The sequence below is a fragment of the Sorangium sp. So ce385 genome (assembly GCF_051474135.1).
GTDB classification, from domain to species: domain Bacteria; phylum Myxococcota_A; class Polyangia; order Polyangiales; family Polyangiaceae; genus Sorangium; species Sorangium cellulosum_D.
The window spans coordinates 9,975,229-9,993,955 of sequence record NZ_CP150337.1; the positions used below are offsets into that span (position 1 = coordinate 9,975,229).

At 72.5% G+C, this 18,727-nt stretch carries 17 protein-coding genes; 6 read left to right on the forward strand and 11 right to left on the reverse strand.

Translation table 11 applies throughout. The features are described from left to right. The first annotated feature begins 34 nt into the window (after positions 1-34). Both WME83_RS36370 and WME83_RS36375 read left to right on the forward strand, forming a co-directional pair. The gene (locus WME83_RS36370) at positions 35-1,186 is read left to right on the forward strand and encodes a 4-hydroxyphenylpyruvate dioxygenase family protein (RefSeq protein WP_437314296.1); all 1,152 of its coding nucleotides are present in this window, start codon (positions 35-37) and stop codon (positions 1,184-1,186) included. Next, positions 1,186-2,346: a homogentisate 1,2-dioxygenase gene (locus WME83_RS36375; RefSeq protein ID WP_437314297.1), complete on the forward strand. Its 1,161-nt coding sequence runs from the start codon at positions 1,186-1,188 to the stop codon at positions 2,344-2,346. The genes WME83_RS36370 and WME83_RS36375 overlap by 1 nt, the downstream gene beginning before the upstream one ends. A 12-nt stretch (positions 2,347-2,358) precedes the next feature. On the opposite strand, the gene WME83_RS36380 is transcribed toward WME83_RS36375, so the two are convergent. From WME83_RS36380 to WME83_RS36395, 4 genes are all read right to left on the reverse strand, one after another. Beyond that, the gene (locus tag WME83_RS36380) at positions 2,359-2,904 is read right to left on the reverse strand and encodes a hypothetical protein (protein WP_437314298.1); all 546 of its coding nucleotides are present in this window, start codon (positions 2,902-2,904) and stop codon (positions 2,359-2,361) included. 14 nt (positions 2,905-2,918) lie between these two features. Further along, on the reverse strand, positions 2,919-4,022 hold the full coding sequence (locus tag WME83_RS36385) for a deoxyhypusine synthase family protein (protein WP_437314299.1): 1,104 nt from the start codon (positions 4,020-4,022) through the stop codon (positions 2,919-2,921). Positions 4,023-4,090: 68 nt separating this feature from the next. Beyond that, positions 4,091-7,363, reverse strand: a complete 3,273-nt coding sequence (locus WME83_RS36390) for a hypothetical protein (protein WP_437314300.1) — start codon at positions 7,361-7,363, stop codon at positions 4,091-4,093. 114 nt (positions 7,364-7,477) lie between these two features. Continuing rightward, complete coding sequence (locus WME83_RS36395; RefSeq protein ID WP_437314301.1) at positions 7,478-8,551, reverse strand: DUF72 domain-containing protein; 1,074 nt, start codon at positions 8,549-8,551, stop codon at positions 7,478-7,480. A gap of 404 nt (positions 8,552-8,955) precedes the next feature. Between WME83_RS36395 and WME83_RS36400 the strand changes: the two genes are divergently transcribed. Together WME83_RS36400 and WME83_RS36405 are read left to right on the forward strand one after the other, a co-directional pair. Then, positions 8,956-9,360, forward strand: a complete 405-nt coding sequence (locus WME83_RS36400; protein ID WP_148314159.1) for a hypothetical protein — start codon at positions 8,956-8,958, stop codon at positions 9,358-9,360. A 598-nt stretch (positions 9,361-9,958) separates the two neighbouring features. Next, on the forward strand, positions 9,959-10,324 hold the full coding sequence (locus tag WME83_RS36405) for a DUF416 family protein (protein WP_437314302.1): 366 nt from the start codon (positions 9,959-9,961) through the stop codon (positions 10,322-10,324). 694 nt (positions 10,325-11,018) lie between these two features. On the opposite strand, the gene WME83_RS36410 is transcribed toward WME83_RS36405, so the two are convergent. The 3 genes from WME83_RS36410 to WME83_RS36420 all read right to left on the reverse strand — a co-directional run bounded on the left by WME83_RS36410 (position 11,019) and on the right by WME83_RS36420 (position 12,058). Then, the gene (locus WME83_RS36410; protein ID WP_437314303.1) at positions 11,019-11,381 is read right to left on the reverse strand and encodes a hypothetical protein; all 363 of its coding nucleotides are present in this window, start codon (positions 11,379-11,381) and stop codon (positions 11,019-11,021) included. After that, a complete protein-coding gene (locus WME83_RS36415; protein ID WP_020739006.1) occupies positions 11,378-11,560 on the reverse strand; it encodes a hypothetical protein in 183 nt (60 codons plus the stop codon). Before WME83_RS36415 ends, WME83_RS36410 begins: the two co-directional genes overlap by 4 nt. A 108-nt stretch (positions 11,561-11,668) precedes the next feature. After that, positions 11,669-12,058 carry an RNA recognition motif domain-containing protein gene (locus tag WME83_RS36420; RefSeq protein ID WP_437314304.1) on the reverse strand — a complete coding sequence of 130 codons (390 nt, stop codon included), beginning with the start codon at positions 12,056-12,058 and terminating at the stop codon, positions 11,669-11,671. A gap of 519 nt (positions 12,059-12,577) precedes the next feature. On the opposite strand from WME83_RS36420, the gene WME83_RS36425 reads away from it, so the two are divergent. Beyond that, positions 12,578-12,862, forward strand: a complete 285-nt coding sequence (locus tag WME83_RS36425) for a cupin domain-containing protein (protein WP_437314305.1) — start codon at positions 12,578-12,580, stop codon at positions 12,860-12,862. Here WME83_RS36425 and WME83_RS36430 read toward each other — a convergent pair. The 4 genes from WME83_RS36430 to WME83_RS36445 form a co-directional block, all read right to left on the reverse strand. After that, positions 12,844-13,773 (reverse strand): undecaprenyl-diphosphate phosphatase, encoded by a 930-nt coding sequence (locus WME83_RS36430; RefSeq protein WP_437314306.1) that lies wholly within the window; start codon positions 13,771-13,773, stop codon positions 12,844-12,846. The two genes, WME83_RS36425 and WME83_RS36430, sit on opposite strands and share 19 nt — an antisense overlap. 51 nt (positions 13,774-13,824) lie before the next feature. Then, the gene (locus WME83_RS36435) at positions 13,825-15,147 is read right to left on the reverse strand and encodes an esterase/lipase family protein (RefSeq protein ID WP_437314307.1); all 1,323 of its coding nucleotides are present in this window, start codon (positions 15,145-15,147) and stop codon (positions 13,825-13,827) included. Positions 15,148-15,365: 218 nt separating this feature from the next. Next, on the reverse strand, positions 15,366-16,121 hold the full coding sequence (locus WME83_RS36440; RefSeq protein WP_437314308.1) for a ferritin-like domain-containing protein: 756 nt from the start codon (positions 16,119-16,121) through the stop codon (positions 15,366-15,368). Beyond that, on the reverse strand, positions 16,118-17,341 hold the full coding sequence (locus tag WME83_RS36445) for a hypothetical protein (RefSeq protein ID WP_437314309.1): 1,224 nt from the start codon (positions 17,339-17,341) through the stop codon (positions 16,118-16,120). The genes WME83_RS36440 and WME83_RS36445 overlap by 4 nt, the downstream gene beginning before the upstream one ends. 798 nt (positions 17,342-18,139) lie before the next feature. Here WME83_RS36445 and WME83_RS36450 point away from each other — a divergent pair. Then, positions 18,140-18,691 (forward strand): response regulator, encoded by a 552-nt coding sequence (locus WME83_RS36450; RefSeq protein ID WP_437314310.1) that lies wholly within the window; start codon positions 18,140-18,142, stop codon positions 18,689-18,691. The last annotated feature ends 36 nt before the right edge of the window (positions 18,692-18,727 follow it).

An 18,727-nucleotide genomic window follows, 5' to 3' on the forward strand; every position in this document is an offset into this window, starting at 1 on the left:
CCGCTGCGTTCACCCCTCGCGACGGAGGACCCGGATGGCCAAGGTGGAGTCGATCGGCATCAAGCGGGTGGAGGCCCTGCACTACTACGTGCGCGACCTGGAGCGGAGCCGCAGGTTCTACACGGAGAAGCTCGACTTCCAGGAGACCGCCGCGAGCTCGCCGGAGCTGAGCGCGGCGGCGGCGCAGCGGTCGGTCGTCTTCCAGGCCGGCGAGTGCGCCATCGTCTGCTCGCAGCCGATCGGCGAGGGCGGGCGGGCGTGGCGCTACCTGCGCAAGCACCCCGACGGGGTGGGCACGATCATCTTCGAGGTCGAGGACGTGGACCGCGCCTTCCGGCTGCTCGACGGCCGCGGGGGCACCCCGATCGACGAGATCCACCGGGTGACCGAGGGCGGGGGCACCTTCGCCTCGTTCTCGATCACGACGCCGTTCGGGGACACCACCTTCCGCTTCGTGGAGCGGCGCGGCTACCCCGCGCTGTTCCCCGGCTGCGTGGCCTACGACGCGCCGCGCGGCGGCGAGAACCGCTTCGGGATCGCCCGGTTCGATCACATCACCTCGAACTTCCAGACAATGGCGCCCGCCCTGCTCTGGATGGAGCACGTGCTCGGGCTCGAGCCGTTCTGGAAGATCGCGTTCCACACGAACGACGTCACCAAGGACGCGGGCCACGGCTCGGGCCTGCGCTCGGCCGTGATGTGGGATCCGGGCTCGGGCGTGAAGTTCGCCAACAACGAGCCCTACCGGCCGCACTTCAAGAGCTCGCAGATCAACGTCTTCAACGAGGAGCACCGCGGCGACGGGGTGCAGCACGTGGCGCTCGCCGTGGACGACATCCTCACCGCCGTGCGGGCGATGCGCGCGCGCGGCGTGGAGTTCATGCCGACCCCGGCCGCCTACTACGACCTCCTGCCCGAGCGCCTGCAGCGGCTCGGCGTCGGGCAGCTCGACGAGGACGTGGCGGCGCTGCGCGAGCTCGAGGTGCTGGTCGACGGCGACGGCGCGCGGTCGTACCTGCTCCAGATCTTCCTCAAGGAGTCGTCGGGCACGCACCGCGATCCGGACGCCGGCCCGTTCTTCTTCGAGCTCATCCAGCGGAAGGGGGACCGCGGCTTCGGCGCCGGGAACTTCCGGGCGCTGTTCGAGAGCATCGAGCGTCAGCAGAAGGCCGAGGGGCGCGGCTGATGCTCGATCGCGTCGTCGCCGGGAGCGTCCCCCCGAAGCACCACGTCGCCCTCCGGAGCGAGGCGGGGGAGCTCCGCTACGAGGAGTGCCTGACGCGGGCGGGCTTCGACGGTCCCTACACGATCGCCTACCACGAGCGGCGGCCGCACGAGCACCGGCTCGCGCGGGCCGAGCACGGCTTCGCGCTGCCGGTCGCCGCGCCGCCGCGCCCGCTCGCGAAGCGGCACTACCGGTCGCAGGACCTGCCGCGGCGGGGCGGGCCCGCGATCGACTGCCGCGTGCCGCTGCTCTTCAACGACGACGTGGTGATCGGGCTCGCCCAGCCGGACGCCGCCGACCCGGTGTACTTCGCGAACGCGGACGCCGACGAGCTGCTCTTCATCGCTCAGGGCGGCGGCGTCCTGCGCACGATGCTCGGCGATCTCCGCTTCGAGCAGGACGACTACGTCGTCGTCCCGAAGGGGCTCTTCCACCGCTTCATCCCGGACGCCGCGCCCCAGCGCTGGCTCTCGATCCAGGCCGCGGACGTCCACCTCCCGCGGCAGTGGCGCAACGAGGTCGGCCAGCTGCGGATGGACGCGCCCTACTCCCACCGCGATTTCCGGCGGCCCACGTTCGTCGGCCCGCTCGACGAGGGCATCCGCGCGCTCGTCGTGAAGCGCGGCGGCGCGTTCCACGGCTTCGCCTGCGAGCGCTCGCCGCTCGACGTCGTCGGCTGGGACGGGACGGTGTACCCGTTCGCGTTCCCGATCGAGCGCTTCCAGGCGCGCGTCGGGCTCGTGCACCTGCCGCCGGACTGGCACGGGACGTTCGCGGCGCGGGGCGCCCTCGTCTGCAGCTTCGTGCCGCGCCCGGTCGACTTCCACCCGGAGGCGATCCCCTGCCCCTACCCGCACTCGTCCGTCGACTGCGACGAGTTCCTGTTCTACTGCCGCGGCAACTTCACCTCGCGCCGCGGCGTCGGCCCCGGCAGCATCTCGCACCACCCGGCCGGCGTCCCGCACGGGCCGCACCCCGGCGCGTACGAGGCGAGCCTCGGGAGCCGCGCGACGAGCGAGCTCGCGGTCATGCTCGACACGATCCGCCCGCTCGCGGCCACCCCGGCCGCGCTCGAGGTGGAGGACCCGGGCTACCAGGACAGCTTCATCGCAGGCCCCTGAAGGGCCCGGCGATCAAGGCTTCAGGAAGCAGCTGCTGTTGCAGTCGTTGAAGCGCTGGGCCTCGTCGAAATCGATCCCGTTCAGCCCGTCGCAGGACACGCTGACGATGCACTCGGCGTTGCACGCGACCTCCTCGGGGCACGCCTCGGGGCCGCTCCCGAAGGGGGCCCCCTGCCCGCACCCCATGAGGCGCTCGTTGGCCTGCTCGCAGACGGTGCGGAAGACGAAGACGCCGCACTGGCGGAGGTCCCTCTCCTGGGCCTCGCAGCCGTCGTAGGAGAGCACGTCGTTCTTGCACTCGGCCTCCGCGTCGACGCAGGCCAGGTACTCGTCGAGGAAGGCGGGGCAGCTCGCCTCCACCGCGGCCTGCCTCGCGGCGTCCGTCTTGTCGACGCACTCGCGGTACCGCGCCTCGCTGCAGCCGCTGCAGTCGCACATGAGATCGCAGACGCGCTCCTCCTGCGAGGGGCAGCCCGCGACGAGGAGCGCGCCGCCGGCGGCGGCCAGGGAGAGGAGCGCCTCGAGGAGGCGCGGCGGGCGGGGCATGGCGGCGCGCATGGTGGCTTGCTCCTTTATTTGGGCATCTTGCCGAGCCGCTCGAGGAGGGCGCGCACGAGGAGCGGCCAGGCGACGGTGGCGTCCGCGTACACCTCGGCGAACCGGCCGCCCTCCTGCGGCGCGGTGAACTTCCCCCAGCTCACGCCCTCGGAGTAGGTGCAGCCGGAGAGGCCGCCCCAGTGCACCGGCTCGGGGCAGATGCGGACGCCGTACTGGAACCGCGGGTGATCCACCTCGATGTCGAGGCGATCGCCCACGATGTCGTAGAACGGCGCGACCTGCTGGGCCCAGTTGCGCGGGACGCCGCCGCCGATGGTGAAGATGCCGAGGCGCTTCTTCGTGCGGACCAGGCGGGCGTAGCTCAAAAGGTCGAGGAACGGGTTGTACGGCGGCGGCACCGCCTCGCGCCACACGTCGAAGCCCGGCTTGTCGCCGTGCTGCGCCTTCACCTTGCGCAGCATCCACGTCGCCACGTCGAGGCCCATCTCGCTGTCGGTGAAGGCCGGCACGTAGACGGGGACGTTGCGGAGGTACGCGCTCCGGAGCACGCCGGGCGAGTCGCCCATCTCGGCCAGCGCCTTGCCGAGCTGGCGGCAGATGATCTCGCTCGACCAGGGCGACCCGCTGTCCAGCTTGTCGAGCTCCTTCCGGACGAAGACCTCGATGGCGTTGAGGTTCTTCTCCATCTCGAGCGTGTCGTAGACGCGGTTGTACCCCTTCTCGAAGTACGTCTCGTCCGAGATGGCCGGGTTCGCCTTGTAGTGCGTCAGGCCGACCGCCTCGCTCAGCCCGTGCGCCATGAGCGCCCCGGTGCTGATGATGCAGTCGATCATCCCCGCCTCGATCATCCGGACGATGACGACGCCCATCTTGGCCACCGTCATGGCGCCGGAGAACGTCGCCACGACGAGGCAGTCCTCGTCGCGCACCATCGCCTCGAGCACGTCGGACGCCTCGCCGAGCGCGCGGCCGCTGAAGGCGGTCCGGCTCATCGCGCGGAGCAGGTCGTCGAACGACCCGATCTTCAGCGGGTCGAGCGCCTCGAGCGGGACGAGCTTGTCTTCAACTCCATCACCGAGATGGCGGTGCGAGGAGCGCGGGTGTTTCGAAGAGGACATAGCGCGCGAACATATAGCCGCGCGGGGGGTGGGGCGTCGAGCACGAAGCTCCCCGCGGCAGCGGCGCTTCAGGGCCGGACGGGCAGGGAGCACGCGAGGCGGCGCGTGGTTCCACGTACGGTTCCACGCGCCGTTCCTCCGAGCCTGCCAGCGCCTTCGCCGATCCCACGCTCGCCACCTTCGGCGCGCTGGGCCGCGAGATCGGCGCGCACGAACGCGATCTCGCCCGCGCCGGGGCGGGCGCTCGGCGGGGCTTCGGCCCGGCGATCGGGATCAATCAGCGCGGCGATCTTCGCCACGCAGGCGTCACGCCCCGACACACGAACGTCATAGACAGCCGTGCTCGCGGTCGCGCCGCGGCCGTCGAGGGTCGTGGCGGCGCTCGCGCGGTCCAGCACGAAGCGCGCGCCGCGCGGGCGCGCGGGGCACGCCGGAAGGCGGGTGAGCTCGGCGCGGACGTTCGGGGCGATCTCCCAGCCGTCGAGCGGCAGGAGCGGCGGCGCCTTCGCGGGCGCGCCCGGCGCGGGCGCTCCCGGCGCGGCCGTCTCCGGAGGTGCGCCCGGCGCAGCCGTCTCCGGAGGTGCGCCCGGCGCAGCCTTCTCCGCGGGCGGGATCGGCACCGTGCGGCCGAGGGTCAGGTCGCGGAAGCCGAGCAGCAGCGGCACGCCGGCGGCCGTCGGCTGCCCGAGCGCGCGCGCGCCGCGGCTCGCGAGCGAGGCGATCGGCCGCGGGGCCTCGCCGGATCGCCACGCGATGAGCGACGTGCCGCGGAGCCACGCGATCGGCCCGTCCGGCGCCTCGCCGAAGGCGATCTCCGCCTCGGGCATCAGCTCCTGCGGCGCCTCGACGACCTCGGGGCCGCGGCCGGGCCTCGCCCGGACGAGCAGGTCGCGGCCCGAGGCGCGCACCCCGAAGACGATCCGGTCGCCGGACGCCGCGAACCGCGTGAGGATCGCGTCCCGGCCGACGCCCTCCGGCGCGGGGCCCGTCCACGAGCGAACCCGGGCCCCCAGCTCGGTGGGATCGAGCCAGCGCAGCGTCCACGAGACGCGCGGCGCCGCGGCGCGCCGCCCCGGGCCGGCGCGCCCGGCCGCGCCGTCGGGCGCGGTCGCCTCGAGCACGGCGACGGTGGAGAGCGGGCCCCAGCGCCGGTCGCTCACCGACGAGGCGCGCCGCTGCCCCGCGGGCCCGGGCGTCGCGCCGCCCGCGAGCAGCGCGAGCGCCTCCTGCGCGCTGCTCGGCGGCGGCACGCCCGGCGGCGCGGGCGGCGGCCCCGGCTGCGTCGCGCAGGCGAGCGCGCGCTCCGGGAGCGCCGGCGGCGGGCGGTGCGGCAGGAGCGGCGCGGCGTCGAGCGCCGGCCCGGCGGCGGGCGCCCCGGGCGCGGGCAGCGCCGGGCCCCAGCCGACGCGGAGGTAGGCGTCGATCTTGAGGCCGACCTCGTTGACGGCCATCACCCCGGGCTCCGCGAGCAGATCGCCGAGCTGGGCGGCGGCCTCCAGGGCGCGGGGCGGGGCCTCGATCGGCGCCCACGAGCGGCCGGCGTCGGTCGACGCGAGCACCTTCCCCTCCCCGACCGCGACGCCGCGACCGCCGTGGATCAGCGCGTGCGCGGCGCCGGCCAGACGGACCCGCGACGCCTCGCCGCCGCGGGGCACGACCGCGGCGGTGAGCTCGCCGGCCTCGTCGGCCACCACGAACGACAGGGCGCCGTCGTGCCCCTCCTCGATCGGGCTGACCACGTGGACGTCGCCGCCCGCGCCGCGCAGCCAGCCGAGCGGGATCAGCGGCTCCTCCCGGCCGCGGGCGTCGATGACCGCGACGTGGGCGCCGGCCGCGGCGCCCTCGCGGCCCTGCGCGCCCTCGCGGCCCTGTCCGCCGCGGGGCGCGGGCTCGGCCGCGGGCTCCTCGCGGGGCGCCACGTCGCTGTCCCAGAGGCCGCGCACGATCGCGATCCGGCCGTCGGCGAGCGGGCCCGCGCCGCGCCAGTGGATGTCGGTGCCGGGGCGGACCGTGATCCACGCCCCGCTCGGCTGGCGCACGCACGCGCTGCCCTCCTCGTCCGCGTCGCACGGCGCGAGCAGCATGGCGCCCCCGCTCGGCGACACCCGGAGCTCCGCCTCGCCGCTCCGCAGCAGGACCGGGGGCTCGCGGCCGAGGGGGCCGCCGGCGGCCGCGACGTGGAGCACGCCGAACGGATCGTGGCGCCGGTCCGCCCCCTCCTCGCCGAGCGCGCAGGCCACCCACGCCGAGCGCCCCGCGCGGCCGACGCCGCAGGCGCTCAGCCACCCGTCGCCGCGGGCGAAGCTGGCGATCTCCTGCAGCGCGCCCGAGGCGAGGTCCACGCGGGCGAGGAGGCCGTGGCTCGCCGTGATCGCGGCGCTCCCCCACGTCGCGCCGCTCGCGATCGCGGCCTCGAGCGGGTGGCGCCCGGTCGCGCGGATCCAGCGGAGCAGCGGGGCGTCCGCGCCGGGCTCGGGCGCGTCGCCGGCCGGCGCGAGCCGCGCCTCGGCGACCAGGATCCGCGCCTCGCGCTGCCCCGGCGGCGCGGCCGCGCCCTGCGCGACCGCGAGCAGCTCGTCGCCGCGCAGGCGCAGGGCGGAGACGTGGAGCAGGGCGGCGGCGGGGTCGGTCCCCTGGCCGTCGCCGGGCGGCGCCGGGGCGACGGGGCGCCACGACGCGCCGCCGTCGGCCGTGACCGCGAGCCCGGCCGCCTCGAAGAGCCCGGCGCCTTGCCGGAGGTCCCGGAACGCGACGGCGCGGAGCGGCAGGGCGGGCAGGCCCGGCAGCGCGCGCGGCTGCCCGGTCTCGACGTCGAGGAAGCTCGGGAGATCCGAGGCGGCGTCCCACACCACGACGACGGCGGGCCCGCCGCCGATGCGAAGGAGCTCGGTCTCGGACCGGGCGAGGACGGCGGGCGCGCCGAGCGGATCCTCGAACCGGTAGACGCCGTGGATCCCGCGCCCGACGAGCCGCGGGCCGGCGGCGGAGGGCACGAGCGCGAGCTCGATCAGGGGCTCGGGGCAGGGGGCGGTCTCCGGCCGGGCTGCGCCGTCGCTCCCGACGAGGACGCGCCGGCCGCCGAGCAGGGCCATGGTGCCGCCGGCGACCCGGGGGCCCACCGCGGTCGCGCCGCTCGCGTCGACCCAGCGGGCGCGCAGGAGCTCCGGCGCCGGCGGCGGGGGGTGCGCCGGCGCGGGCGCGCGGCCCTCCTGCGGCGCGGGTCGGGGCGGCGCGCCCCCGCAGCGGGCGAGCGCGAGCGCCGCGAGGAGCGCGGCCGCGCGCCGCGACCAGCGCGGAGGCGCTGCGAGGCGGGGGGCGCCCGCCGCTCTGGACTGCATCATCGCGGCGGAGCCTACCGTGATCCGCGGCCGCGGCGACGCCGGGAGCGCCGGCGCCGGCGCCGCAGGAGGCGCCGGACGCGGGGTGTCCGCGGACGCCGCGAGGGCGACGGGGGCTCAATGGACGGTCGAGGCTGCCTGTTCCGGGGCCGGCTCGCGATCCAGCGACTCGGCCCTTTGGGCGAGCAGGGCCATGAGCCCCTTGGCCCCGATCACGGCGTAATCGGACACGCAGTTGTTGAAGATCGCGTGGACCCGCTCCGCCTCCTGGGAGAGCCGCGCGACGGTCTCGGCCCAGGGGTCGAGCTCCGCGGGATCGTAAACGTACCTGAACTTCTCGTTCACGCTGACCGAGGCGCCCCAGGTCTCCGCGCGGCGGCCGTGAAAGCGCACCACGGCGAGGCGCGGGTCGGCGACGAGCGGGGTGGGAGGCATGCTGTTCTCCTTGCCCTGCGGCTCGTCGACGATGACGTAGAAGGCCTCGAGATCCCGCAGGAAGTCCACGACGCGCTCGATGCGGTCGGGCTCGCCCCAGGACGCGTGACGGAGCTCGACGGCGAGCGGGATCCCCTCCATGCGGACGCGGCAGTCCTCGATGACCCTCACGTTGCCGCGCGTCGCCGTGAACCACGGCGGGAACTGGAACAGCACGTACCCGAGCTTGCGCGCCTGCCGCAGCGGCTCGACGGCTTGCCGGAAGCGGTCCCAGAGCACGTCTCTCGTCTCGGCCGGCAGGTCGCCGGGATAGAGGCGGCGCCTGTCGAGGAGCGCCGGCGGCAGGGCGCGCTGGACGTCCGCGGGGAGGCGGGCGGGCTCCACCGGATGCTGGGTGAGCGGCGCGAACGCCTTCATGTTGAACACGAAGTCGGGCGCCGTCCGCTGGACCCACTGCGCCACCATCGCCGTGGCGGGGAGGGCGTAATAGGTCGAGTTGACCTCGACCACGGGGAACTGGGACGCGTAGAACTTGAGCCGTTGCTCCGGGCTCGACGCGCCCTTCGGATAGAATCGCTGGCTCTTCACCAGGGTGGGGTCGGTCCAGCCGGCGGTGCCGGCGAGGACGTTGCCCCAGCGGGCGGGCACAGGCGCGCACCCCGCGAGAGCGCTGGCGCGCGCGAGCCGATCGTCGTGCTGGTGCGGAGTCTCCTCTGAGGGCGACCGCGGCGGGTCGCGCAGGGCTGCTTCGTGCATATCGAGGGCAACGTAAGGCCTTTTCGCGGCGACGGAAGCGCTCTCCAGGAGATTCGGCCAGAGGCGCTCATCGTATCTCCTGGAGAGCTGCGCTGCTGTCGAGCACGTGTTGCGCACGTACGCTCACGCCCGCTCGCCGCGTTCGGCACATTCCGCTCGACATTGGAATTTTCTCACGCGCTCTGGGGCGCTCCGGGCGTCGCGAGCAGCGGATGTCGATCCGGCGCAGGCGGTCCACCATCACCCCCTCGTCGGGGCCTCCGCCGCGCCTCCTCCAGGTCGCTTCTATCTGCGAGATCGCCGGGTTCCTGGAGAGCCCAGATTGTGCATGCGCCGCCCCGCTGCCTGCGCTATACTGAATAACGGCAGGGGCTTGGTGCATTCCTGCGTGACAGAGGTGGTCGATGTACTCAGCGAACCGTCGCAGGAATATCGAGCGGGAGGAGCGCATGCTGCTCCGCGGGAAGCGGGAGCAGGCAGCTGGCAAGCTCCTTCACAGGGTCCCGGATCTGACGAGCTTGAACCTGGAGATCCGCGAGGCCCGGCCCGACGCGGCCAAGAATGACACGCAGTACATCCGCCGCGTCGTCGTCGAGCACGCGGCAGCGCTGTTCGAGATGCCGTGCTCGTACTCTTCCTGCGACAACGGCGGCTACGACGTGACGCAGGAGGTGCTGAGCGCCCTCGCTTCGCGCACGGCGCGCTTCGAGGGCGAATGCGTGTGTCGGGGGAGCTGTGGCAGCGCGTTCTGCTCCAGGGTCCTCCGGTACGTCGCCACGGCCACGTACCGGTCGAGCCCCCAGGCGTAAGAACCGGGGACGGCGGTCCTCGCCTGAGGCCGCCTCGGACGGCGCGAGCGGATCGAGCCACCGCCAATCATCGAGCAAGCTCGACCGGACGTCGGTCCGCGCGCGACGAGCGCGGCCCGACCGCAAGCACAGCAGCGAGCGAAGCAGGGGCCGCATCCAGGGCGATGGCGGGCGCCGATGTTGATGCACCTCCGATCCGGCTCGCCTGCTGCGCCTCCAGCGCGGACGGCCGAAAGCGTCGTCGACGCAGCGCAGCCCCTGCTGCTGCATGGATGCCAGCCGGCACGGACACGCTGATGAATGTCCTGAGCTCCGCATAGGGAAGGATTATCACTCCCAGATCGGCGCTTGACCCGGGCCGCCGCGCCGCGGCCTCCTCGGTGCGAGGGAGGCAGCAATGGCGCTCGCTCCGACTCGAGACCGTCTTCGGTGACGGGACGGTCCTCCTCGGCGAGGGCGCCGGGGTTGGACAGCGAGGCAGGCGTACACGCCGAGATCAACGGCGTGAACCCGTCCAGAGGTGCCGGTCTCACGCCAGCGGGGGTCGCTCCGAGTCGTCCTGCCTGTCGGGCATGCAGGCAAGCATTGGAGGAGATGGGTGTACCGGTTGTCGATCCGTGATGGCGCCACGGAAGTGTCCGATGAAGAGAGACTGGGAAGGTCGCTGCAGAAGTTGGCACCGTGGAAGCGGATTGCGGTCATGGCGCAGGTCGGGGAGCGAACGCTCCCTAACCACCAGCGCTTCTCCGCGGAGACCGGATTCGGAATTGTCTTGGTTCTCAGGAACGTCCTTGATGCTGCATGGACCTGGATCGAATCTGGGCGGCTGCTTGGCAATTCGAGCAAGCCGACCAGCTCCAGGTCGGAGGCCAGCCTGGCCTACGACGAGCTCGGTGATGTGCCGCAGCCCGTCGACACGGTGCCGGAGCCTACGGGCGCCAGCTCCGTGGTTGGCCAGGGCTAGCTCGGCGCCGCCGAAGGGACGGACGACCTGGCAGCGGGGGTCGCGCGGTCGCTGGCGCTGAACGCGCTGACGCTCGGGATGGGCTCGCCCTCGCGATCGGGGGCAGCGCCGAGCAGGACACGACCGGCTGCGACCTGCACCGACTGGAATTACGGACCACGACCGGCACCGGCAATGGATTTTTCCGGGCCGCGGCGACACGCCCCGCCCGCGCTGGCGGGCGCCGGAGGCCTCGAGGTTTGCCGGACGGGTCGATCACCCGTTCCGGGAGGCCTCCCGGCCTCTCCAGCAGGTCGACGACCTCCGGAGAGAGCCCAATCGGCCTGCACAAGCACGACGGCGACCCGTTCCGGGAAGCCCCGGGGCATCTCCGAGCGTGCCGGCGACCCGTTCCGGGAAGCCCCGGGGCATCTCCGAGCGTGCCGGCGACCCGTCGAGCGACCCCCGGGGCATCTCCCCGCCTCCCGGCGACCCGTCGAGCGACCCGCGGGCTATCTCCCCGCCTGCCGGCGACCCTCCGAGCAATCCCCGGAGCGGGGGCCCACGCCCCGAAGCGCGGTGCTCTGGGAAGCGCAAAGGCGCCAAGGGCGCAAAGAAATCTCAACAATCTGGCGCCCATGGCGGTTCGATCCGCTGCGGCGCTGCCTGCGGTAAGTACCGCGCCACCCCGTGTCGAGCGCGGGAGACCGCCGCTCTACGGCGCCTCGGGCTCGAGATGTCTGCGCCACTCGTCCCGCGCGCTCGCGTACGCGGTCCGGGCGGCGAGCTCGCGCTCCACGCCGGTGATGGCGGGCATCTTGCGGCGCAGCAGCTCGCCCGGGAGGGCGATCTCCACCTGAGTCCGCGCCTCGCGCAGCGTGCCGGGCCATCCGCCCGCGGTGGGGCGGCCTTCGCGATGTAGGTCTTGACGCCACCGCTCGGCCCACGCCTGGCCCACGGCGGTCGCGCTCTGCTCGATGAACTGCTGCCGTTCGGTCGGCTGCGCAGCGCTGTCCCGATCGGTCGCCGGCTCGGGCAGGGCGCCCTCGGCGCCCCGGCTGGGCGCGGCGCGTTTCACTCCACGACCGGAGGCTGAGGCCCCGGGATGATCCCCGCGATGTCCGGATCCTCTCCCGGTGCGCCGTCGCTGCCGGGGCCCTTTTCTTTGCGGCGCGCGAGGCGGTTCGCGTCTTTCTCGCGCTGCTTCTCTTGCCGTGCGCGTTCCTTTTGCCGCTTCAATGCTCCCTGCTTCTGCATGCGGAACCAGGCCTTTCGGCGCCCTCCGGCGCGTTCTTCAGCGCCCTCGGGCGCGCTCTGAAAGCGCAAGCGCGGCGGAGCGTGAGCTCCGCCGCGCCGCGCCGGTGATCAGTACCGGTCCCGACCGCCGCCGCGGCCACCGCGGCCGCCGCCACCGCCGCCGCCGTAGCCGCCACCGCCGCCGCCGTAGCCACCACCGCCGCCGTAGCCACCACCGCCGCCGCCGCCGAAGCCGCCGCCGCCGCGCGCCGGGCGCTCCTGCGCCTCGTTCACCTTGAGCGGGCGGCCGTCCAGGAGGGCGCCGTTCAGCTGCGAGATCGCGCTGTTCGCGGCCTGGACAGAGCCCATGGTCACGAACGCGAAGCCGCGCGGCTGCCCGGTCTCACGATCGGTCGGCATCGCGATCTCGCGGACCTCGCCGGCGGCGGCAAACGCGGACTCGAGCGTCTCGCGGGTGGTGCTGAACGAAAGATTTCCTACGTAGAGACGATTTCCCATGTCATCCTGCTTTTACGGCTTTCTGATGCGCCATGAGGCGCTCTCGGCCTGCCATCCGACGAAGCCGTAACGGATCGAACGGAGACGTGCCGCGCGGAACTCCCGCGCGGTCACACGGTGCGTCGTCCAGTCGTCCGAGCGAGCTGCAGTCTCCCTCGCGAGAGGGAAGAGGGAAAGCGTCGTGTCGAGGGCCAGGGACGTTCGTGAGGAGGAGCATCCTAGCCCGACGTGACCTCGTCCGCAAGCAGGCCGTTCCGTCTTCCGTCGCTCTTCCGTCGCCTCCACCGTCGAGGCTGTCTCCGCTGTTTATTGAAGAGGTCGCGCGTCCAGCCGCGCAGGCGCGTCGGCACAGGCGCCGACGCGCTCGCAGGCGCCGTCGCTCGTCCAGGGCGCTCGCAGGGGCAGGGGCGCTCGCAGGGGCGCTCGAAGGCAGGGGCGCTCGACCGACGTCCGTCCCGACGGGGATCCGACGTCGAAGAAGCGGGCAGAGTCCCCTGCGCCTCGGGCAAACTAGCGCGCATGGACACGGCGACTCGCGATGAGGTGTTGAAGCGCTGGCGCGCGCGCGGCTTCCACGGCGGGCTCTGGACCGATCCGCCCGGCCGGGTGTGGGAGGACTTCGTTCACGACGACGACGAGCTCTTGATGGTGCTCGAAGGCGAGCTCGAGCTCACGCTCGCGGGAACGACGCTCGTGCCCCGCATCGGAGAGGAAATCGAGATCCCGGCCGGCGTGGTGCACACCGTGCGCAACCGGGGGGCGACGACGGCCCGCTGGTTGTACGCCTACGGGCGGCTCGGGTGATCGCCGGCGCGGGCGAGGGCGTCCGCTGACGCCGCGACGTCCCCGCGCGGCGCGGGCTCGGCCGCGGCGCCGGCGTCGACCGGCGCGGCCGGGGCGGTGCGGCTCGCGAACCACAGCCACAGGACGACGGCGCCGAGCGCGATGCGGTACCAGCCGAACGGCGCGAGGCCGTAGCGCTTGAGGTAGCGCAGGAAGACCGCGATCACGAGCAGGGCGACCACGAACGAGACGGCGAGGCCGACGGCGAGCGCGGCGGCGCCGCCGGGCGCGTCGAGGAGGGCGCGGCCGTTCTTGGCGAGGTCGAAGACGGTCGCGGCGCCGAGCGTCGGGATGGCGAGCAGGAACGAGAACTCGGCGGCGGCGGCGGTGCTGAGGCCCGAGAGCTGCCCGCCGACGATGGTGGCCATCGAGCGCGACGCGCCGGGCCAGAGCGAGAAGCACTGGGCGACGCCGATCGCGAGCGCGCGCTGCAGCGTCACGTCCTCGACGCGGGGCGCGCCCTGGTCCGGCCGGCGCCGGCGGGCGGACTCGACGCCGATCATCAGGAAGCCGCCGGCGATGAGCGCGACCGCGACGGGGCCGGGGCCGAAGAGGTACGCCTTGATGACCTTGTGGAAGAGCAGGCCGACGAGGGCGGCCGGGAAGAAGGCGAACGCGAGGGCGAGCGCGAGGCGGAGGCTGTCCGGATCGCGCCGGAAGATGCCGCGCACGGTGACGGCGAGCCGCTCGCGGAAGTAGACGACGACGGCGAGCACCGCGCCGAGCTGGATCACGATGTCGAGCGTCTTCGCCGCCTCGCTCTCATGGCCGAGCCACGCGCCGAGCAGGATGAGATGACCGGTGGACGAGACGGGGAGGAACTCGGTCAGGCCCTCGAGGACCCCGAGCAGGACGGCATCGAACCAGAACATTGCGCGGAGTCTAGCCGCACGCGGGCCGCGGGTGGTGATCGAGAGAGCGGCTCAGCCCTCCGGCGGCGGCGGGGCGCTCGGCGCGGCCGGCCGCGCGCGGTCCGCGCGGTCCGCTGGAGGCGCGCTCGACCGCGCGGCGCCCGCCGTCATCGCGGGGAGGAGCTCGTCGGCGATGGCCGCGTACAGCTCGAAGAACTGCTCGTCCCGGAACCGCGAGCCGCTGCGGAAGAGACCCCGCTTGAACCGCGACCAGCGGACCTCGTCGCCCGGGCGCGCGGCGCGCAGCTCCCAGCGGTCGTAATGCCCGATGACGTCGGCGTGATCGGCGACCACGATCGCCGCGAGCTCGTCCGGCGACCCCGGATCCACGAGCTGATGGGCGGTGTTGACGACACCATCGTTGCTCGACGGAGCGATGGGCCCAGCGGGGCTGTCCGGGAACTTGATGACGCGGCACGGCCGCGGCGCCCCCCCTTGCGCGTGCAGCCGCAGCTCGTCATCGAGGCGCCGGATGGCCTCGGCCGCGACCCGGCTCGGCGCGCCGGACGCCGTGTTCGCGGCCCGCTTGTGGAGGTCGATGAAGAAAGGATCGGAGTCGTCGCTCGCGTTCGCCACGGTCACGAAGCTCCGCAGGCGGGCCGGATGCCGCGGCCCGGCGCTCCTGTCCCTGTCCCGCACCTCGGCCATGCTCTCCGGCGTGAGGGCGTCGATGAGCTTCCGGTTGTTGCCCACGTCGAGGAAGAACCCCCACAGCTCCGTGACCGTCGCGAAGGTGAGATCGAACGCCGAGAGCGCCGATTCGACCACCGTCAGGCGAAGCAGGTTGAAGAGCGGCGGAATGGCCGTCACCGACCCCGGCTCGACGCCGGAGCCGACCAGCCGTGCCAGATCGGAGTGGGCGAGGTACGTCCCCCAGTGCGGCGCGCAGAGGGAGATGACCGACCGGATCCTCGGACGCCACCCGCTCACCGGATCGAGGTCCTCCGCGTCCCAGCGGTCCTTGCCCTGAGGTAGGGCGCTGGTGAGCAGCTGGGCGTGCACGCCGCCGGTGCTGTGGCCGACCAGGTGGAGATTGGCGCTCGGGAACTGCTGGACGACCTTTTTGAGAAAGACGATCAACGAAGCCTGGCACTCGGCGAGGGACGCCGTGGGCCGCGACGTGACAGGGATCACCGGGACGAGGCCGGGGCGGCCGAGCTTCACCTCGAGCGCGCCGCGCAGCGCGCCGCAGACGCGGTCGGCGAAGTAGAAGAAGCCGCCGAAGTGGTCGAAGCCGAGGAATCCGGGGACGAGGACCACGACGTCCCTCACCTCGGGAGCCAGCTTGGGCTCCTCGTGTCGACCGCCGAGCTGCAAACGAAGCTGTTCCAGCATGAAGAGCACCCCCAGAGCGCCGTCGCGCGCGGCCCCATCGCGGGCCGGCGCACGCCATCCTAGCGGATCGGGCGCGCTCTGGTCGAGCCGGTGCGTCGGTCGCAGGGCCGCGGCTCGCCCACGAAACGCGCGCGGGCGAAGGTCCAGCCGGCTCCTCCAAGGACCGGCCGTCCCCTCGCCCGCGGGCCTTCGTCAGGCGTCTGCTCTCGCGGCGCGGCTCAGCTCGCCGTCCTGCTGCTCGGCGCGTCGTCCCCCTGGGCCCGGGCGAGCACCGACGCCTTGACCCAGGAGCGCACCATCGTGAGGTGCCGCGCCTCGGCGGCGCGCGCCGCCTGGAACTGCGACAGGACCTCATCGCTCATGCCCTGGCACATGTCGATGAGCACGTCCCACGCGTCGTTGTCCGTGAGCTCGGCGATCAACATCGCCTCCAGCGCGTCGGCCAGGTTGGTCCTCGGATCCGTGACGACCTTGATCAGGCCGCACGAGGCGACCCCGTGGACGTCGGCCAGCGGCGTCTCGGCCGTGGGATCGGCGCCCAGCGTCCGGATCACGGAGGCGACCAGGAGGAAGTGCTCGGCCTCCTCCCTGTAGATCTGCTCGATCTCCGCGCGCGTCGGCCCGCCCTCGAACGACCCGAGCGCGTCGAACTTCGCGAGCACCCCTTTCCATAGCCGGCTCCCCGCCCGCTCGAAGGCGAGGCGCTCGCCGAGCTTGTCGAGCAGGACGAGCGGCGCCTCGCCCTTCAGCAGCTGAAGGGCCGACTTCACGGCGCCCTTGAGCGTGCCGGGAGGAGGCATGGTGCCGACCCGCTCCTCCCGCCGCGCGTAGTGGGCGACGACGTTGGCGATGGCCGAATCGTCGCCCACGCTGCTCGGCGGCATGATCCTCGCCCCGACGATGACCTCCTTCGAGTCCATCGGAGACATGTCCATCCCGGTGCGGTTCATCCCCGCGGTCGTCTCGGTCTTCATGCGGACCTCACTTGGTACACCCTGGCGCCGTTGCCGTTCGCTTCCTTGCCGTGGACCGCCTGCGCCGCGAGCTCCGTCCCGGGGACCCACACGTACCCCGCGGCCACCGCCTCGGACGGCGATCCGCTCATGTTGATCCGCTCGCGGTAGGCGAGCGTCTGCGGGGACTCCGGGATCTGCGTGGGATCCACGATGTTCTTGCCGACCGCGCGCAGGTGCACCTCGCCCTGCAGGACGCGGCGCACGAACTCGCGGTGGCTCCGGAACTCGATGGGATCGGGCAGCTTGGCCGGCAGGAGCTCCGCCGAGTCTCTGCCCTCGATCTGCTCGAAGAGGCGGCGCACGTGGTGCAGCTGCCCGAGCTCGTAGTCGACGAACCGCTCCCAGATGGCCTTGATCCGCGGGTTCGACTCGGACTTCGCACAGCTGTAGTAGTTGTAGACCTCGGTCGCCTCGTGCAGCAGCCACTTCTCGAGCCAGCTCTCGTTGGGATCGATGATCGACTCGTACTGCGTGACGTGCTGCTCCTCGATGGAGGCGATCTCCGCGTAGAGCTGCCGGGCCATGGGGTCGGCGAACGTCGGGCCGACGTTCATGTAGTAGTCGTGCGTCTGGTGCTCGGACGCCATGATCGTGAGCGCGTGCAGCTTGGAGAGCGGCGCCGCGGTCCTCCGATCGTACGGGGCCCGCAGGTCGTCGTCGGGGTGACGGTGCTCGACGCTCGTGGGCCTGCCGGGGCAGATGTCCGTGTAGCACTGCAGGATGTTGTTCGCGTCCTTGCCGTGCACCCGGTCCATCAGCGCCGAGTAGCGGTACAGGTGATCGAAGTCCTCGAGCATCCCGAACCGATAGACCTGGGCCAGGTACTCGTCGGGCTCGTTCATCGCGACCGACGCGGTGACCTCGATGGCCACCTGCTCGAACCCGATGGTGGTCTCGAGCACCGACAGGTCCCCCGGGAGGAGCCAGTTCACCATCGTCTGCTGGTGATGCTCGACCCGACGGATGCGGGCGAGCTCCTGCTGGAGCGCGCCGTTCATGCGAGCGCAGGCGTGCGAGAAGCGCACGGCCTCCGACTCGATGCCGTTCATCAAGATGATCCGGACGCGGGTGAACGCGTCATCGTTCAGCTTGCTGGACGGGATGCTGACCAGCTCCCGCCAATCGAACTGCTGTTTGTCGAGCGGTGTTCCCGGCTCGTTCAACAAATCAAGTGCCACCTTGACCTCCAGTCCCCGGTGTGTGTGCAAGAGGCGCTCCACGCGGGCGCCTGCTCTGTCGACGACAGCCGGGAGCCGCGATGGGGCGCTTGGTCACAGCTGTCGCAAAATCGCCCGCGCGCGGCTCGCCTCCGGCGCTCATGACGCGCGCGTAGCATGTATTGATGAGGTCGGAGATCGCCGCGGCTCCTAGCAGGAACGAGGCCGCCCGCCCGACGCGCGGAGACAGCGCGACTGGCAGGCTCAGCGGAGCCCCGCCGGAGCGCGCGACTGGCAGGCTCAGCGGGGTCCCTGGCGTGCGCCAGTGTGAAGATTCGAACATCACACCCTCGTTCATCATCATGCACCCGTGTGAAGATTCGAACATCGCGCATTGTTAATTATCATGCATCGCGCCCGCAGCAGCGATGCTCCGGTTCGTTCACGTCACACCCTCGACGTCCGGACCACCTGAAATACGCCAATCACGCAGGTCGAACGGATCTCGAGATCTGCTGTTCGACCCGCCGAGAGGGCGTTTTGCGGCGTTGACTCCGACAAACGTGGTCGTGTAGCTTCCAAGGAAGAGGCCGTCGGCGCGGGGGGCGCCGGGCAGGCGCTCGAACACAGGCAAGCGCGCTCGCGCACCTCCGCGGCAACGCGGCACGGGGCGCGGACCCGCGATCGTCGCAGGAGGCAGCCACCGTGTCATCGACCGTAAGAGCCCATCGCACCTCTTCGCAGGGTCAACACAGAGGCGCCGTCAGCTCATCGTGCCGGCGAAGGTACTGCGTCCTCGTGGTCGAGGATGACGAGCAGATGCTGAGCAGCATCTCAGCGGTCCTCTCCACGGAGGTCGACGTCGTGGAGTGTACGTCGGCGGAGCACGCGCTCGCACTGCTCGAAACGAGGGAGTTCCACCTGGTCTGTTCGGATCTGATCATGCCTGGCATGAGGGGTGACGAGCTCCTCCGGAAGGTCTCGAGCATGCCCGTTTACACGAGCTGTCTCTTGATCACCGGGGCCGAGGAGTACGCGCGCTCGAAGGAGGCGGCGTATCACCACGTCTTGCTCAAGCCGTTCCATCCGGATCGGCTGGTGGCGATCGTCCTGCAGCTGACGCGCCTCACCGAGATGAAGCGCTCGGTCCACTCGATGGCGGACTCGCTCACGCCCACGGACCCCGGGGGCGAGCTCGTGTCCTGCGACTGGACCGAGCCTTCGGCGCTGCCGGAGTCGTCGCGGGCGCCGAGATCCACGAGGTTCGCGGCCTGCGTGACGTGCGGCCCCGCGCCGCTCGAGCTGCAGGAGCTGCAGCCGGCGAGCTCCGTCGCGCCCTCGCCCCGCGCACGCAGGCGGCGGGCGCGGTGAGCCTCGGGCCGCGGCGCGCGAGCGCGCGGGCGGCGC

Coding starts and splice junctions, on each gene's coding strand:
- WME83_RS36370 (WP_437314296.1), top strand. CDS start 35: ATGGCCAAGGTGGAGTCGATCGGCATCAAGCGGGTGGAGGCCCTGCAC.
- WME83_RS36375 (WP_437314297.1), top strand. CDS start 1,186: ATGCTCGATCGCGTCGTCGCCGGGAGCGTCCCCCCGAAGCACCACGTC.
- WME83_RS36380 (WP_437314298.1), bottom strand. CDS start 2,904: ATGCGCGCCGCCATGCCCCGCCCGCCGCGCCTCCTCGAGGCGCTCCTC.
- WME83_RS36385 (WP_437314299.1), bottom strand. CDS start 4,022: ATGTCCTCTTCGAAACACCCGCGCTCCTCGCACCGCCATCTCGGTGAT.
- WME83_RS36390 (WP_437314300.1), bottom strand. CDS start 7,363: ATGATGCAGTCCAGAGCGGCGGGCGCCCCCCGCCTCGCAGCGCCTCCG.
- WME83_RS36395 (WP_437314301.1), bottom strand. CDS start 8,551: ATGCACGAAGCAGCCCTGCGCGACCCGCCGCGGTCGCCCTCAGAGGAG.
- WME83_RS36400 (WP_148314159.1), top strand. CDS start 8,956: ATGTACTCAGCGAACCGTCGCAGGAATATCGAGCGGGAGGAGCGCATG.
- WME83_RS36415 (WP_020739006.1), bottom strand. CDS start 11,560: ATGCAGAAGCAGGGAGCATTGAAGCGGCAAAAGGAACGCGCACGGCAA.
- WME83_RS36420 (WP_437314304.1), bottom strand. CDS start 12,058: ATGGGAAATCGTCTCTACGTAGGAAATCTTTCGTTCAGCACCACCCGC.
- WME83_RS36425 (WP_437314305.1), top strand. CDS start 12,578: ATGGACACGGCGACTCGCGATGAGGTGTTGAAGCGCTGGCGCGCGCGC.
- WME83_RS36430 (WP_437314306.1), bottom strand. CDS start 13,773: ATGTTCTGGTTCGATGCCGTCCTGCTCGGGGTCCTCGAGGGCCTGACC.
- WME83_RS36435 (WP_437314307.1), bottom strand. CDS start 15,147: ATGCTGGAACAGCTTCGTTTGCAGCTCGGCGGTCGACACGAGGAGCCC.
- WME83_RS36440 (WP_437314308.1), bottom strand. CDS start 16,121: ATGAAGACCGAGACGACCGCGGGGATGAACCGCACCGGGATGGACATG.
- WME83_RS36450 (WP_437314310.1), top strand. CDS start 18,140: ATGCTGAGCAGCATCTCAGCGGTCCTCTCCACGGAGGTCGACGTCGTG.